The following is a 15,441-nucleotide window of genomic DNA, read 5'->3' on the forward strand; positions in this document are numbered from 1 at the left end:
TCGAAGGTGCGAAAAACGCCCGGACCCGGCCGGGAAGGCCGGGTCCGGGCGTCCGGACCGTGCGCGCGTCCTAGAACAGGCCCCGGTACGCCTGCCAGCCGCCCGCCAGCTTCACCGTGCCGCCGAACGACCCCCTGCCGTTGCCGTTGTTGCGCAGCAGCTCGCCCGTCGTCTTGCGGGAGACCAGGTCCGCCTTGCCGTCCCCGGTGACGTCACCGACGCCGAGGAAGACGTTGCGGCCCGCGCCCCAGTTCGCGGCGAAGACCTTCACGGGCGCCTTCAGCGAGCCGCCCGCCCTGCCGTCGTACCGCCACAGGTTGTTCGCGTTGTCCACGGCCAGGACGTCCGCGACGCCGTCGCCCGTCAGGTCGCCCGAGCCGAAGACCGCCCGGTGGCCCTTCCACGCGGCGCCGACCTTCACCGCGGCGGTCAGCCCGCCCCTGCCGTTGTCGGAGTACCGGTAGACGTCACCGGTCGCCCTCTGCCGCGCCAGCAGGTCGGGGCGGCCGTCGCCGGTCAGGTCGCCGGGCGAGGTCAGCAGGTCGAACCCGCCCCACGCCGCGCCCAGCACCTTGTACGCGCCGCTCGCCGACAGGGACGCGCCGCACGCCGGGTAGTGGACGCGCAGCTGGCCCGCGGGGAGCCGGACGAGCACGTCGTTGCAGCCGTCGTCGTTCATGTCGGCGAACGGCACCATGACCGTGCCCGCCGCCCAGGAGCCGCCGCCGGCCGCACCGGCCGCGAACGCGCCCTTGCCGTCGCCGTAGTGGAACTGCGCCTTGCCCGCCGAGGTCAGCGTCAGCAGGTCCCTGGCCCCGTCCGGCTTCCCGCCGCCGAGCCGCCCGTGGTCGCGCCACTGGGCAGCCGGGTCGGCGCCGCCGCTCAGCGCGATCGCGCCCTGCCGGACCAGGGCCGCGCCCTGCCCGTCCGCCGGGGTCGCCGTCAGGGTCCAGGCGTACGCGCCGTTGAGCGCCTTCTTGCCGTTGGCGCCCTTGCCGTCCCAGACCGGCGCGAGCAGCCCGCGCGCATCGGTGCCGGTGAGGGTGCGGACGACCGCGCCGCTCGCCTTGTTCTTGAACTCCAGCTTCCAGGAGCCGACCTGCTTCGACGTCCACCAGCGCGCCTTCCAGGACGCACCGGACGCGAGGTCGACGGCTGTCGGCACCTCTTCGTCGAGCGCGGCCAGCGGGGAGGCCGGTACGCCGGAAGGAACGACGCGGACGGACTGGTCGCCCAGCGCGAGGGCGACCGAGGAACCGTACGGATCGACGTCCCAGGTGCCGTACGGCTGGATGTCCTGGTTCGGATGGCCCAGCGAACGGGTGCCGTCCGTGCCCCGGAAGTCCGTGAGGTTGAGTTCGCCGTCCTTCAGCCAGGCGACGTACCCGTCACCGAGCTTGGCGTAACCGGGCTCGTGCCAGGGAAGCGGGGTGTTCTGCTCGGTCGTCAGGTCGTACGCGCCCGCCTTGGCGCCGCACGACCAGTACAGGCCGGTGGAGTTGGCCTGGAGCTGGTTGATGTCGCAGTCCGCGAGGGTGACGCTGCGCAGCGCCCTGCCCGTGCGCACGTCGACCGCGTCCACCTTGCCGGGCGCGCTCTCGGTCCACAGGGTGGGGCCGAACAGGGCGTAGTCGCGGGCGACGGGGACCTGGACGACGGGGCCCGTGTGGACCGGCTTGCCGGTGTCGATGTCGAAGACGAAGAGCTTCTGGCCGTCCTCGGTGTAGTTCCGCACGAGCGCGTACCGCCCCGAGACCTGCACGTCGCTGTTGTACGCGTACGCGGAGGACTCGACCGCGAGCCTGCCGGGCAGCGTGCCGCCCTGTTCGACGACGCGCAGCCCGTCGTCCGTCTTGTGGACGAGGCGCCCGTCGCCCGTGGCCAGGTACTCGGCGGCCCAGGCTCCGAAGCCGCGCTCCGTACGGGGACCGGCGGTGGGCGGCACGGTGGCCGAGACGTCGATGCCGCGCAGCCAGACCTTGGTGAGCGGGGCGCCCTGCACCCGCTCGGACAGGTCGAGGTGGCCCTGCGCGAAGGTGAGGGCGTGCACCGTCGGCCTGACGAGGGGCGCGGTGGCGACCGGCTTGACGGTGTACCCGTTGCCGGACGGGACGACCGCGACGGTCTCCAGGCCCGTGGCGCCACCCTGCCGGACGACCAGGACGCCCTTGTCGGTCGGCCTGGTCTCGGCGGTGCCCGCCGCCTTGTCGAACAGGGTGATCTCGTTGCCGCCCGCCAGCGGGACGAGGACGACCTTGTGGTCGAACGCGGTCGGATCGGCGCTGCCCGCCGCCGGCCCACGGGCGATCACGGCGTAGTTGCCGGCGAGCCCGAGGAGGTGCCCCGTGGCGTACCCGGGGAGCGCGTGGCGCTGGATGCCCGGATTGAGGCCGAAGGTGGTGACGAAGAGCGTGCCGCCGCCCTCAGGGGTCCACTGCGCGACGTAGTCGCCGCTGGACTTGATGGGGTACGGGCGGCCCGACGCGTCGCCGTACACGGTGCCGCCGAACGTGCCGCCGCGGGTCGCCCAGCCGTACGTCCACGCGTCGCCCTGCTTGTACGCGGCGGCGACGCGGTCGGTCCTGTTGACGCTCCAGACCCTGGTCTCGCTCGCGCCGGACGGCACGGACACCGGCCCGCGGCTGCCCGCCTCGAAGAATTCGATGCCGGCGGACGAGCTGCTCGACGAGTTCCGCGCGAAGTACGCCACTTCCCCGGCGACGCCGTCGACCCGGCTGCCCGCCATGAGGCGCTCCTGGCCGGTGGCCATGTTCCGCTGCACGACCCTGTTGCCGCTGAAGATCACGGTGTCCGAGCCGCCGATCCAGGCGGTGGACGTCTCGTACGGCAGCTCAAGGCGTTCCGTGGCGCCGTCGGCGTACTTCGTCCAGTAGTAGCCGCCGGAGACGTCGCCCCACAGGTAGCCGGTCGTCCCGGTGCCGACCACGTTGACGACCCCCGGGGTCGCCTGCTGCTGCGACGGGATCGTCAGCGGGTAGGGCGGCTCCGCCGCGACGGCCGACGAGGCCGGGGCAAGAGCCGTCAGAGGTGCGGCCACGCCCGTCGCGACGGCGACGGCGGCACGCACGAGTACTTGCTTTCTCAAGGTGTGGATCCCCCCACTCAATGGTGGGGTGACTGTAACAAGCCAAATCCAGAACCAAACAAGACTTACATCTCATCAACTCGATTGAATACGCACAGCAATTGAACGGAAACGGGCAGGGCCCGACCCCCTCCTGCGAGGGGATCGGGCCCTGCCCGGTCAGTCAGTGGGCGCCGCGGCCTCAGCCGTTGCGCTTCCAGCGCGGCTTGTCGTCGCGGCGGCCGAAGGAACCGCTGCTCGCGCCGCCACCGCGGTGGTCGTCGCGACGGCCGTACGGACGGTCGCCCGCACCGGAACGGAAGCCGCCCGAGGGACGGTCGTCGCGGCGGTCGCGGTTGAACGGACGGTCGCCGCCACCGGAGCGGTAGCCACCGGCGGGACGGTCGTCGCGACGGAAGCCGCCACGGTCGCCACCCCGGTCGTCACGACGCTCGAAGGAACGGCCACCGCGGTCACCACCGCGGTCGTCACGACGCTCGAAAGAACGGCCACCGCGGTCACCACCGCGGTCGTCACGACGCTCGAACGGACGGCCGCCACGGTCGCCACCGCGCTCGTCGCGGCGGAAGCCGCCACGGTCGCCACCCCGGTCGTCACGACGCTCGAAGGAACGGCCGCCACGGTCGCCACCGCGCTCGTCACGACGGAAACCACCACGGTCACCGCCACGGTCGTCACGGCGCTCGAAGGAACGGCCACCGCGCTCGTCGTCACGACGGAAACCACCACGGTCGCCACCGCGGTCGTCACGGCGCTCGAACGGACGGCCGCCACGGTCGCCACCGCGCTCGTCACGACGGAAGCCGCCACGGTCGCCACCCCGGTCGTCACGGCGGTCACGGCGCTCGTAGTTGCCCCGCTCGTCGCGCGCCTGGCGCGGCTGCTCGGCGGCCTCGGCTGCCGCTGCGGCGGCCGCGACCTCGGCCTCGGCGGCCTCCACGACCTCGGCGACCGCGGTCTCCGGGTCCTCGCCGCGCTCACGGGCGGCGCGCGCCACCAGACGGTCGGCCTCCTCGCGGAGCTCGACGGCACGGCGCTGGATGCGCTCCAGCTGCTTGGTCAGGTCGGCGACCTCGCGCTCGGCCTGCTTGGCGGCGTTGTTCGCGGAGTCGGCCTGGACCTCGGTGAGCGAACGCGCACCGGTGATCTCGGCGACCTCCGGGTCGAACGCGCCCGCGCCCTGGACGATGTGGCGCGTGGCGTCGACGCCCGCGTCCTCCATCAGGCGGAAGATCTGGCGGCGCTGGTGCGGCAGCGACAGCGAGACGACCGTGCCGGACTTGCCCGCACGGGCTGTGCGGCCCGAACGGTGCAGGTAGTCCTTGTGGTCGCCGGCCGGGTCCACGTTCAGGACCAGGTCGATGCCGTCGACGTGGATGCCGCGGGCGGCGACGTCGGTCGCGACGAGCGCGTTGACGTAGCCGTCCTTGAAGTCCGCGAGGACGCGGGTGCGCGCACCCTGCGTCATGCCGCCGTGCAGCGCGTCCGCCTTCACGCCCGCCTCGATGAGCTGCTCGGCGATGCGGTCGGCGCCCAGCTGGGTGCGGACGAAGATGATGGTGCGGCCCTTGCGCGCGGCGATCGCGGCGGTGACCGGGGCCTTGTCCTTCGGCTTCACGACGAGGACGTGGTGCGTCATGGTCGTGACGTTGCCCTGGGCGCTGTCGACCTCGTGGCTGACCGGGTTCGACAGGTAGCGCTTGACCAGGGTGCCGATCTCGTTCTCCATGGTCGCGGAGAACAGCATGCGCTGGCCGCCCTCGGGGACCTGGTCGAGCAGCTCGGTGACCTCGGGCAGGAAGCCCAGGTCGGACATCTGGTCGGCCTCGTCGAGGACGGCGACCTCGACGTTCTCCAGGGAGCAGGCGCCGCGGTTGATGATGTCGCGCAGTCGGCCGGGGGTGGCGACGAGGACGTCGACGCCGCGCTCCAGCGCGTAGATCTGGTTGCCCATCGACGTACCGCCGCAGACGACCTTCATCTTCAGGCCGAGCACGTCGCCGTACGGCTGGAGGGCGTCCGCGACCTGCATCGCGAGCTCGCGGGTCGGGGTGAGGATGACCGCGCGGGGCTTCTTCTTGTCGGTGTGGCCGTCGGCCAGGCGGGCCAGGGTCGGCAGACCGAAGGAGAGGGTCTTGCCGGAGCCGGTGCGGCCGCGGCCCAGGATGTCCTTGCCGGCCAGGGCGTCCGGGATGGTCGCGGCCTGGATCGGGAACGGGGTGGTGACGCCGTTCTGCGCGAGCTTGCGGACGACGCCCTCGGGGAGGCCGAGGTCGGCGAAGGTCACGGTGGGCTCGGCGTCGGCGTCGTCGACGTCCGCGTCGGCCTCAAGGGCCTCGTCGTCGATGTCGTCGGCGTCCGCGACGGTGGTCTCGTCGGCCGGGGCGGCCTCGGGGGCCTCTGCGACGACGGTGTCGATGTTCTCGACGATCTCGTCGTTCTCGGGCAGGACAGCGCGGTCAGAACTGGAAATGGACATGCGAAATGCGAAACCTTCCGGAGTCTCGGCACGCGCCCAAACTCCGTGAATCGCAATTCGACCGCCTCGATGCGGTCAGCCACGGCTAGGGAGAGTACGCGCCACACGGCGCTCTTCTGTGTCGGCGCCGGGCAATGGGATCAAACGATCTACCACCATACGCACTCCCCCCCACTCGGCGCAAATCCCCTCAGTGTGCCGCTCCCCACACCACGGCGTCCCCGGCCTGTCCGCGTGCCTATTCGTGGCCGCCCTGCGGGACCGGCGGGCCGGGCTGCGGCGGGGTCTCGGTCGGCGGCTCCGGCGTCGGCTGCGGCGGCTCGGGGGACGGCTCCGGGGGCTCGGGGGTGGCGCTGGGCGGCGGCTCGGGGGTCGACTGCGGCGGCTCGGGGTCGTGGCCCCCGCCGGGCAGGCCCCGGGTCGGCGAGGAGCTGGGCGCGGAGGGGCCGCGCGGGGGCTTGGTCGCGGCGGGCGCGCCGGAGGCGCCGGGGCTGGGCTCGGCCGTGGCGGCGGGCGCCTTGCCGTCGGCGACGGCGGCGGCGCCGGGCCGGGAGACGGTACGTCCGCCGGTACGCACGTCGGTCGCGCCCTCCGCCTCGGTGACATCACCCCGCTGGCCGGCGGTGGTCGGCGAGGGGGAGGGCCCCGGCTTGGCCCCGTCGTCGCTCACGCTCATGCAGCCCGCGGACGCCGCGAGGGCGAGTGCGGTGAGGGCCCACTGGAGGGGGCGCTGGGGGACGGTGATCTGGCGCACGACGGCACCTCCGGGGCGCGTGGAGCAGGATTCGCAGTGCCCAACTCCTCGCGCCCCGCCATGGACACGGGGGCGGTGGGGACGGTGCGCCCTTGTGTGCCCCGTTGTGTGCCCCGTGGCTGTCCGCCCCGCGGGGACCACGCCCCCGGCAAGACGAACAAGACGAAAGCGCCCTACCCCGCGATCCCCGCCCCCAGGACCACCGCGCCCAGCCCCACCAGCACCGACCCCGCCGCGTTGGCCGCCGCCAGGAACCCCCGGCCCCGCTCGGCCAACCGCAGCGTCTCGTACGAGAACGTCGAGTACGTGGACAGCGCCCCGCACAACCCGGTCCCCACCAGCGCGTACACCTGCGAGGAGACCGCCGCTCCCGCGAGCACGCCGAGCACCAGGCAGCCCGTCGCGTTCACCGTGAGCGTCCCCCACGGAAAGCCGCCCTCCCGCACCCCGGCCCGCGCCTGCACGGCCCTGTCCACGAGGTACCGCAGCGGCGCCCCCACCGCCCCTCCGGCGACCACCAGCAACCAGCTCACGCGCCCGCCGTCCGCCGTCCGCCCGTCCGGCGCGCGCCCGGCCACCGGCCGACCGCCCGCCGAGTGACCGTCGCGGCCGCCCAGACCGCGGCCATCGCCGCACCGAGCGTGCCCGTCACGTACAGCACCGCCCGTACCGCCTCGCCCCGCTCCAACAGCCGTACGGCGTCCAGCGCGTACGTCGAGAACGTGGTGAACCCGCCGAGCACCCCGACGCCCAGCAGCGGCCGCACCCACGCGGGCCCCGCGCCCCGCTCGGCGACGAGCACCATGAGGACGCCGATGAGCGCGCAGCCCACGACGTTCACCACGAGGACGCCCCAGACCGAGGGCCAGGCGAGCGCGGCGCCGTACCGCGTGACCGACCCGAGCGCGCCGCCGACGGCGATGATCCCGAGCGTCCCCGGGGGCACCCCGCCCAACACGGCGCGGGCCCCGCTCCCTTCGGGACGCGCCCCGCTCACCCGTACCCCAGCGCGTGCAGCCGCTCGTCGTCGATCCCGAAGTGATGGGCGATCTCGTGCACCACCGTGATCTCGGTCTCCGCCACGACGTCCTCGCGGTCCTCGCACATCCGCAGCGTCGGCCCCCGGTAGATGGTGATCCGGTCGGGCAGCACCCCGGCGTACCACTCGCCGCGCTCGGTCAGCGGAGTCCCCTCGTACAGCCCGAGCAACTCCGGGTCGTCGGCGGGCGGTTCGTCCTCGACGAAGACCGCGACGTTGTCCATCAGCCGCATCAGCTCCGGCGGGACGCGGTCCAGCGCCTCCGCGACCAGTTCCTCGAACTCCTCACGCGTCATCTCCAGCACGCGCCCATTCTCGTCCACGCCCCGCCCGCCCCGCCCCCCGCACGGAGCATCCGGGCAGGCCCCGCGCCCTTGTGCCCGCGCACTCGGTCCGGGCCTGACGACGGGCCGGGGCCGCGGCCGCCGTCCCGCGGCACAGGACCCGCACGAGGCCCGCGCGAGGAACCGCCGTCGAAGGCCCTCCCCCACCCCCTCCACGACCCCCCGCACCCCGCCCCCGTAAACCGTTTTGGCGATACCCCCCGGCATCCCATATGCTTCTCACGTCCCCGACGCGCTGCGAAGCGCACAGGCGGGCCAATTAGCCCTCATCGTCTAGTGGCCCAGGACGCCGCCCTTTCAAGGCGGTAGCACGGGTTCGAATCCCGTTGGGGGCACGCAACACCTGTGCGAGACTTGTTCTCGCACATTGCAAGGTCCTGTGGAGCAGTTTGGAGTGCTCGCCACCCTGTCAAGGTGGAGGCCGCGGGTTCAAATCCCGTCAGGACCGCCACGGCTCGCGAGAGCCGAGTGGCTGGGTAGCTCAGTTGGTACGAGCGATCGCCTGAAAAGCGATAGGTCGCCGGTTCGATCCCGGCCCCAGCCACCATTGGAAGGCCCCGATCCATCGGATCGGGGCCTTCGTCGTCACCGGCGGCCTGGACGGGCCGGTGCGGACGGCGACGCGTTCAAGGTCCGCTACGTGCCCGCGACCAGCAGCTGGGAGCCGACCGTCATGCACGGCGGCACCGCGACGCCGCGCGAGACGGGGCCCGGTCGGGCATCAGCCGACCGGGCCCCGGCCCGTACACCCGCCCCCTCAGGCCCCGTCCCCTCAGGCCCGGCCCCCGCTGCCTCCGCCCCCTCAGCCCTCGTCCGCCGCGTCCCGTTCCCGGGACTCGCGGCCCTTCCAGCCGCGCACCGCGAGGATCAGGACGGCGATCGCGACCAGGACGACCAGCAGGACCGCGTCCGGCACCGAGCGGCCCACCTCGCTCGCCCACCGCTCGACCTCGAACGAGTCGTCCACGTCCAGCAGGCCCGGCAGCGCCGTCGTCCCGTCGAAGACGAGGAACATCGTGCCGAGGGCGACGAAGAACAGGCCCGAGAGCAGGGTCGTCGTGTGCAGTTCGAAGCGCCCGGCCTTCAGCGGCCTGCCGCGCAGCCAGCGGCGCCTGCCCAGGTCGAAGCGGTCCCACAGGAGCGCCAGCAGGAACAGCGGTACGGCCATGCCCAGGGCGTAGACCGCGAGGAGCAGGCCCCCGTACACCGGGCTGCCGCTCGTCGCCGCGACGCCCAGGACGCTGCCGAGGATCGGGCCCGCGCAGAAGCCCGCGAGGCCGTAGACCGCGCCCAGCGCGTAGACCGACGCGACGGTCGTCGGGCGGATGCGGCCCTGGAGCTCGGTCATCCGCTTCGACGCGAAGCCCATGCCGAGCACCTGCGCGACGCCCAGCACGATGATCAGCAGGCCCGCGTAGAACACCAGCTCGTCGCGGTTGCCGAAGAAGAACCGCCCCACGTAGGAGCCCGCGGCGCCCAGCGGTACGAGGGTGGTGGCCAGGCCCGCGTAGAAGATGCCGGTCCTGGCGACCAGCTTCGACGTGGAGTCGATCGAGTACGCGAAGAAGGCCGGGAGCAGCAGGGCGCTGCACGGGCTGATCAGGGCGAGGAGGCCGGCCAGGAAGGCGGCGAAGTAGCCGATGTTCGCGGTCACTCCGGGGCACCCGTCCCGCCCTTGGCGGTGCCGGGCTCGCCCGCGTCCTCGGCCCCCGCCCCCGCCTTCGGCTTCGCCTCTGCCTCTGCCTTCGCCTTCTCGATGGCCTCGTGGAACACCTCGTCCGGCTGGGCGCCGGAGATGGGCCGCCCGTTGACCAGGAACGACGGGGTGGACGTCGCGCCCAGTCCGTACGCCTCCTCCTGGTCCTTCTTCACCGAAGCCTTCGCCCCCGCGCTGTCCACGTCGCGCGTGAAGCGCTCGGCGTCCGGGACGCCCGCCTCCTCGGCGAGTGCCTTGAGGCGGTCCTTGCCGAAGCCCTTCTCCTTGGCGCCCTCGGCGTACGCGGCGGCGTGGAACTGCCAGAAGCGGCCCTGCTGCCCGGCGGCCCAGGAGGCGCGGGCGACCCGCTCGGACTCCTCGCCGAAGATCGGGAAGTTGCGCCACTCGATGCGGAGCGTGCCGTCGGCGACGTACTTCTCCACGAGGTCGGGCTCGGTGTCGCGGGCGAACTTCCCGCAGTAGCCGCACTTGAAGTCGGCGTACTCGATGAGCACGACGGGCGCGTCGGCGCGGCCCTGTGCGAGCTTGTCGGCGGCGTCGCGGCGGGCGAGCTTCTGGAGCTCGGAGTGGACGCCGTCGCCCGAGTCCCGGGAGGCGTCCGCGGCGGAGCCGGCGGGCTTGTCGGAGGGCTTGGTGGCGGTGTACGACACGAGGCCGAGGAGGGTCGCGGCGGCGACCACGCCCGCGCCGATCAGGAGGTTGGTGCGGTTCTTCTTGGCGCTGCTCTTGGTGCTGTTCTTGGTGCTGTTCTTGGTGCTGTTCTTGGTGCTGTTCTTGGTGCTGTTCTTGGGCATGGTGAAGCGTCACTCCGGTACGAGGTTCCGTCGGGATGGATCGTTCGAGGAAGCGGCCGGAGGGCCTAGACGCGTAGTACGGAGAGGTCCACGGGCGTGGGCGGGGCCAGGGGCGGCGGGCCGCGCTCGGGGGAGACCGCGAGGGGCGCGTCGTGCACGTGCCACGCCCCGTCGCCCGGGGCGCGGACGCCCACCAGGGTGGCGGAGAGCTCGTGCGCCACGGAGGGGCGGGGCGGGGTGGCGGGGTGGTCCGAGTCCCCGTGCGGGGTGCGGTCGCCGCAGCCGGGCGGGGCCGGGGAGCCGGGGCCGTCCTGCGCGAAGGCCGCGGTGCGCGGCTGGTCCGGGGCGGTGGTGGCCGCGGCGGACGCGGTGGCGGCGGGCCCGCAGAGGACGCCCAGCACGACGGCGAGGGCCGCGACGAGGCGGCACCAGGCTGTGCGGGGCGGCGTGGGCACGGAGGCCTTTCGGGAGGGGCTCGGAGGGGAAACGGCTCGCCCGAAATGGTACGGGGTACGGGGCAGGGCCCCCGGAACGCCGTTTCGCCCGCCACGAGCGCTGCGCCCCGGGCCTGCCCGCCACAAGCGCTCCGCCCCGCCCCCGCCCGAGGGGAAATCGGTTGGCCAGGGTTGCGCGCAGGGTGAGATCCTGGAGCCCGTATGTCTACCTTCGACGATCTCAGGACCCTCCTCTCCGAGGCCCCCCTCCGCGACGCCCACCGCCTCGGCCGCCGCCTCGAAGGCGCCCGCCGCATCCGGAAGCCCGAGGCACGCCAGGCCGTGCTGGACGAGATCGCCGCCGAGGCGCGGAAGGCCGCCGAGCGCACCGCCCGCCGCGCGGCGGCCGCGCCCGCCGTCACGTACCCCGAACAGCTCCCGGTCAGCCAGAAGAAGGACGAGATCGCCGACGCGATACGGGACCACCAAGTGGTGATCGTCGCGGGCGAGACCGGCTCCGGCAAGACCACCCAGATCCCCAAGATCTGCATCGAGCTCGGCCGCGGCGTCCGCGGCATGATCGGCCACACCCAGCCCCGCCGCATCGCCGCCCGCACGGTCGCCGAGCGCGTCGCGGACGAGCTGAACACCCCGCTCGGGGAGGCCGTCGGCTGGAAGGTCCGCTTCACGGACCAGGTGAACCAGGACAGCACCTTCGTCAAGCTCATGACGGACGGCATCCTGCTCGCCGAGATCCAGACGGACCGCGAGCTGCGCGCGTACGACACGATCATCATCGACGAGGCCCACGAGCGCAGCCTCAACATCGACTTCCTGCTCGGCTACCTGGCCCAGCTCCTCCCCAAGCGCCCCGACCTCAAGGTCGTCATCACCTCGGCGACGATCGACCCCGAGCGCTTCTCGCGGCACTTCGGGGACGCCCCGATCGTCGAGGTCAGCGGCCGTACGTACCCGGTCGAGGTGCGTTACCGCCCGCTCCTCGAAGAGGACTCGGAGGACACCGACCGCGACCAGATCACCGCGATCGCGGACGCCGTCGACGAGCTCCAGGCCGAGGGCCCCGGCGACATCCTGGTCTTCCTCTCCGGCGAGCGGGAGATCCGCGACACCGCCGACGCGCTCAACAAGAAGCGGCTGCGCAACACCGAGGTGCTGCCGCTGTACGCCCGCCTCTCCCACGCCGAGCAGCACCGCGTCTTCCAGCAGCACACCGGCCGCCGCATCGTCCTCGCGACGAACGTCGCCGAGACGTCCCTGACGGTCCCCGGCATCAAGTACGTCATCGACCCGGGCACCGCCCGCATCTCGCGCTACAGCCACCGCACGAAGGTGCAGCGCCTGCCGATCGAGGCGATCAGCCAGGCCAGCGCCAACCAGCGCAAGGGCCGCTGCGGCCGTACGTCGGACGGCATCTGCGTCCGGCTGTACTCCGAGGACGACTTCCTGACCCGCCCGGAGTTCACGGACGCCGAGATCCTGCGGACGAACCTCGCCTCCGTCATCCTCCAGATGACCGCGGCCGGGCTCGGCGACATCGAGAAGTTCCCCTTCATCGACCCGCCGGACCACCGCAACATCCGCGACGGCGTGCAGCTCCTCCAGGAGCTCGGCGCCTTCGACCCGGCCGAGAAGGACCCGAAGAAGAAGCTCACGCAGCTCGGCCGCAAGCTCTCCCAGCTGCCGGTCGACCCGCGGCTCGCGCGCATGGTCGTCGAGGCCGACAAGAACGGCTGCGTACGGGAAGTGATGGTGATCGCCGCCGCGCTCTCCATCCAGGACCCGCGCGAGCGGCCCGCGGAGAAGCAGACGCAGGCCGACCAGCAGCACGCCAGGTTCAAGGACGAGGCGAGCGACTTCTCCGCGTTCCTCAACCTGTGGCGGTACGTCCGCGAGCAGCAGAAGGAGCGGGGTTCCAGCTCCTTCCGCCGGATGTGCAAGCAGGAGTACCTGAACTTCCTGCGCATCCGCGAGTGGCAGGACATCTACGCGCAGCTGCGCTCGGTCGCCAAGACCATGGGCATCCACGTCAACGAGGAGGACGCGCCGGAGCAGTCCGTGCACGTCTCGCTGCTGGCGGGGCTGCTGTCCCACGTCGGGCTGAAGGACGTCAAGGACGGTGCCAAGGGCGAGTACCTGGGCGCCAGGTCCGCCAAGTTCGCGGTCTTCCCCGGCTCGGCGCTCTTCAAGAAGCAGCCGCGCTTCATCATGTCCGCCGAGCTGGTGGAGACCTCGCGCCTGTGGGCCAGGGTCAACGCCAAGATCGAGCCGGAGTGGATCGAGCCGCTCGCCGGGCACCTGCTCAAGCGCACGTACAGCGAGCCGCACTGGGAGAAGGACCAGGCGGCCGTCATGGCGTTCGAGAAGGTCACGCTGTACGGCGTCCCGATCGTCACCGACCGCAAGGTGAACTACGGCCGCATCGACCCCGAGGTCTCCCGCGACCTGTTCATCCGCAACGCCCTGGTCGAGGGCGACTGGCGCACGCACCACAAGTTCTTCGCGGACAACCGCAAGCTGCTCACCGAGGTCGAGGAGCTGGAGCACCGCGCGCGGCGCCGCGACATCCTCGTCGACGACGAGACCCTCTTCGACTTCTACGACCAGCGGGTCCCCGAGCACGTGGTGTCCGGCGCCCACTTCGACTCCTGGTGGAAGCACAAGCGCGGGGAAGAGCCCGAGCTGCTCGACTTCGAGCGCGAGATGCTCATCAACGAGAAGGCCGGGCAGGTCACCAAGGACGACTACCCGGACTCCTGGCGCCAGGGCCGGCTGAAGTTCAAGGTGACGTACCAGTTCGAGCCGGGTGCCGACGCGGACGGCGTCACCGTCCACGTCCCGCTCCAGGTCCTCAACCAGGTCACGGACGAGGGCTTCGACTGGCAGATCCCCGGCCTGCGCGAGGAGGTCGTGGTCGAGCTGATCCGCTCGCTGCCCAAGCCGATCCGCCGCCACTACGTCCCGGCGCCGAACTACGCGGCGAAGTTCCTGGAGCGCGCGGTGCCGTTGCAGGAGCCGCTGCCGGTCACGCTCGCGCGCGAGCTCCAGCGGATGGTCGGCGTCCCGGTCTCGGCCGACGACTTCGACCTGTCCCGGGTCCCGGACCACCTGAAGATCACCTTCCGGATCGTCGACGAGCGCCGCAAGAAGCTCGCCGAGGACAAGGACCTGGAGGCGCTGCGCCTGAAGCTGCGCCCCAAGGCCCGTCAGGCCCTCTCCAAGGCCGCGGCGGCGACCGCGGGGCCCTCGGGCGAGTCCATCGAGCGTTCGGGCCTCACGGACTGGACCGTCGGCCCGCTGACGAAGGTCTTCGAGACCAAGCGGGCGGGCCACCCGGTCAAGGCGTACCCGGCCCTCGTCGACCAGGGCGCCACCGTCGCCGTGCGCCTCTTCGACACCGAGGCCGAGCAGGCGCAGGCCATGTGGCGGGGCACGCGCCGCCTGATCCTGCTGAACATCCCGGTGAACCCCGCGAAGTTCGCCTCGGACAAGCTCACCAACCAGCAGAAGCTGGCGCTCTCCAGCAATCCGCACGGCTCGATCCAGGCGCTGTTCGACGACTGCGCCACGGCGGCGGCCGACAAGCTGATCGCCGACCACGGAGGTCCGGCCTGGGGCGAGGAGTCGTTCCGGAAGCTGTACGACAAGGTGCGGGCCGACCTCGTGGACACGACCGTACGGACCGTGGGCCAGGTGCAGCAGGTGCTGGCGGCGTGGCAGGCGTGCGAGCGCCGGCTGAAGGCGACGAACAGCCTGGCGCTGATCAACAACGTCCAGGACGTGCAGACGCAGCTGAACGCCCTCGTACCGGCCGGTTTCGTCACGAAGACCGGGCTGCGCCGCCTGCCGGACCTGATGCGCTACCTGGTCGCCGTGGACCGCCGCCTCCAGCAGATGCCGTCCGGCGCGCAGCGGGACACCACGCGCATGGAGAAGGTCCACGAGATGCAGGACGAGTACGCCTGGCTGCTGGAGCAGCTGCCGCAGGGGCGGCCCGTCCCGCAGCAGGTCCTGGACATCCGCTGGATGATCGAGGAGCTGCGGGTCAGCTATTTCGCGCACGCGCTGGGCACCGCGTACCCGGTGTCCGACAAGCGGATCGTGAAGGCGATCGACGCCGCGGCGCCGTGACGCGGACATCGCTCTGCGTGAGTTCGACCTGAGCCTCTGACCTGCTGTACAGTCTGGTTCGCAACGCCGCGCAGAACGGCGGAGCGAAGCAAGGTCCTGTGGAGCAGTTTGGAGTGCTCGCCACCCTGTCAAGGTGGAGGCCGCGGGTTCAAATCCCGTCAGGACCGCAGTAGACGAAGGGCCGCACCGTTCGGTGCGGCCCTTCGTGCTTCCCGCGTCTTGACGGCGTCACCTGCCACCGGTACCCAAGCTTCTAGGGACGGGGGTTCCCACGACGGGAGGTGGCGCATGGCGGCGTCGACGGCGAGGCACGAGACACGCGCGCTGCTGCGCGCCCATCTGTCGGCCGCCTCCGGCTATCGGCACCTCACCCGCCACTGTCCCGTCTGCAGCCGCCTCCTGCGCCTCGCCATGGAGCGGGAGCCGGACAGGGCGACAGGTCCGGCAGAGCCCCGCGGGGGCGACGCGGACGGCGCGGAGAAGAGCCGGCGGGACCAAAGTCCTCCGCCCCGGTGACCAACGACTGAGCACCGGGCTTCCGTTGAGTGGCAGGCTCGGAACAGGCAAGGGCCCTGCGGTGTGACGGGAGTCACCGTACGAGTTTTAGGGACGAATGAACTTACAC

Annotated in this window: 11 protein-coding genes and 4 tRNA genes; 6 read left to right on the plus strand and 9 right to left on the minus strand. The window is 72.2% G+C overall.

Annotated features, from left to right (window positions below; all coding sequences use genetic code 11):
- Positions 1-70 precede the first annotated feature (70 nt).
- From ACIBNE_RS11520 to ACIBNE_RS11545, 6 genes are all read right to left on the minus strand, one after another.
- Positions 71-3,106 carry an FG-GAP-like repeat-containing protein gene (locus tag ACIBNE_RS11520; RefSeq protein WP_399271319.1) on the minus strand — a complete coding sequence of 1,012 codons (3,036 nt, stop codon included), beginning with the start codon at positions 3,104-3,106 and terminating at the stop codon, positions 71-73.
- A gap of 181 nt (positions 3,107-3,287) precedes the next feature.
- Complete coding sequence (locus ACIBNE_RS11525) at positions 3,288-5,585, minus strand: DEAD/DEAH box helicase (RefSeq protein ID WP_399271320.1); 2,298 nt, start codon at positions 5,583-5,585, stop codon at positions 3,288-3,290.
- Between the two features lie 238 nt (positions 5,586-5,823).
- Entirely contained in the window at positions 5,824-6,339 is a 516-nt protein-coding gene (locus tag ACIBNE_RS11530) for a hypothetical protein (protein ID WP_399271321.1), read from the minus strand.
- Positions 6,340-6,512: 173 nt separating this feature from the next.
- Complete coding sequence (locus ACIBNE_RS11535) at positions 6,513-6,872, minus strand: fluoride efflux transporter FluC (protein ID WP_399271322.1); 360 nt, start codon at positions 6,870-6,872, stop codon at positions 6,513-6,515.
- Positions 6,869-7,336, minus strand: a complete 468-nt coding sequence (locus tag ACIBNE_RS11540) for a fluoride efflux transporter FluC (protein WP_399271323.1) — start codon at positions 7,334-7,336, stop codon at positions 6,869-6,871. Before ACIBNE_RS11540 ends, ACIBNE_RS11535 begins: the two co-directional genes overlap by 4 nt.
- Positions 7,333-7,683 carry a metallopeptidase family protein gene (locus ACIBNE_RS11545; RefSeq protein ID WP_399271324.1) on the minus strand — a complete coding sequence of 117 codons (351 nt, stop codon included), beginning with the start codon at positions 7,681-7,683 and terminating at the stop codon, positions 7,333-7,335. The genes ACIBNE_RS11540 and ACIBNE_RS11545 overlap by 4 nt, the downstream gene beginning before the upstream one ends.
- Before the next feature lie 301 nt (positions 7,684-7,984).
- Between ACIBNE_RS11545 and ACIBNE_RS11550 the strand changes: the two genes are divergently transcribed.
- The 3 genes from ACIBNE_RS11550 to ACIBNE_RS11560 all read left to right on the plus strand — a co-directional run bounded on the left by ACIBNE_RS11550 (position 7,985) and on the right by ACIBNE_RS11560 (position 8,269).
- Positions 7,985-8,057: transfer RNA gene (locus ACIBNE_RS11550), tRNA-Glu, on the plus strand.
- Positions 8,058-8,095: 38 nt separating this feature from the next.
- A tRNA-Asp gene (locus ACIBNE_RS11555) sits at positions 8,096-8,173 on the plus strand.
- Between the two features lie 19 nt (positions 8,174-8,192).
- Positions 8,193-8,269: transfer RNA gene (locus tag ACIBNE_RS11560), tRNA-Phe, on the plus strand.
- A gap of 255 nt (positions 8,270-8,524) precedes the next feature.
- Here the strand turns inward: ACIBNE_RS11560 and ACIBNE_RS11565 are convergent.
- From ACIBNE_RS11565 to ACIBNE_RS11575, 3 genes are all read right to left on the minus strand, one after another.
- Positions 8,525-9,376: a cytochrome c biogenesis CcdA family protein gene (locus tag ACIBNE_RS11565; protein ID WP_399271325.1), complete on the minus strand. Its 852-nt coding sequence runs from the start codon at positions 9,374-9,376 to the stop codon at positions 8,525-8,527.
- Entirely contained in the window at positions 9,373-10,233 is an 861-nt protein-coding gene (locus ACIBNE_RS11570; RefSeq protein ID WP_399271326.1) for a DsbA family protein, read from the minus strand. The genes ACIBNE_RS11565 and ACIBNE_RS11570 overlap by 4 nt, the downstream gene beginning before the upstream one ends.
- 65 nt (positions 10,234-10,298) lie before the next feature.
- Positions 10,299-10,688: a hypothetical protein gene (locus ACIBNE_RS11575; protein ID WP_399271327.1), complete on the minus strand. Its 390-nt coding sequence runs from the start codon at positions 10,686-10,688 to the stop codon at positions 10,299-10,301.
- Between the two features lie 201 nt (positions 10,689-10,889).
- Here ACIBNE_RS11575 and hrpA point away from each other — a divergent pair, with 201 nt between their 5' ends.
- The 3 genes from hrpA to ACIBNE_RS11590 all read left to right on the plus strand — a co-directional run bounded on the left by hrpA (position 10,890) and on the right by ACIBNE_RS11590 (position 15,332).
- The gene (gene hrpA, locus ACIBNE_RS11580; RefSeq protein ID WP_399271328.1) at positions 10,890-14,816 is read left to right on the plus strand and encodes an ATP-dependent RNA helicase HrpA; all 3,927 of its coding nucleotides are present in this window, start codon (positions 10,890-10,892) and stop codon (positions 14,814-14,816) included.
- Positions 14,817-14,908: 92 nt separating this feature from the next.
- Positions 14,909-14,983 (plus strand) — tRNA-Asp (locus ACIBNE_RS11585).
- Positions 14,984-15,104: 121 nt separating this feature from the next.
- Positions 15,105-15,332, plus strand: coding sequence for a DUF6274 family protein (locus tag ACIBNE_RS11590; RefSeq protein ID WP_399271329.1), 228 nt, complete (start codon positions 15,105-15,107; stop codon positions 15,330-15,332).
- Positions 15,333-15,441: the final 109 nt, after the last annotated feature.

It is taken from the genome of Streptomyces sp. NPDC050504 (genome assembly GCF_044458065.1).
In the GTDB taxonomy this organism is placed as follows: Bacteria; Actinomycetota; Actinomycetes; order Streptomycetales; family Streptomycetaceae; genus Streptomyces.

Coding starts and splice junctions, on each gene's coding strand:
- ACIBNE_RS11525 (WP_399271320.1), bottom strand. CDS start 5,585: ATGTCCATTTCCAGTTCTGACCGCGCTGTCCTGCCCGAGAACGACGAG.
- ACIBNE_RS11570 (WP_399271326.1), bottom strand. CDS start 10,233: ATGCCCAAGAACAGCACCAAGAACAGCACCAAGAACAGCACCAAGAAC.
- hrpA (WP_399271328.1), top strand. CDS start 10,890: ATGTCTACCTTCGACGATCTCAGGACCCTCCTCTCCGAGGCCCCCCTC.
- ACIBNE_RS11590 (WP_399271329.1), top strand. CDS start 15,105: ATGGCGGCGTCGACGGCGAGGCACGAGACACGCGCGCTGCTGCGCGCC.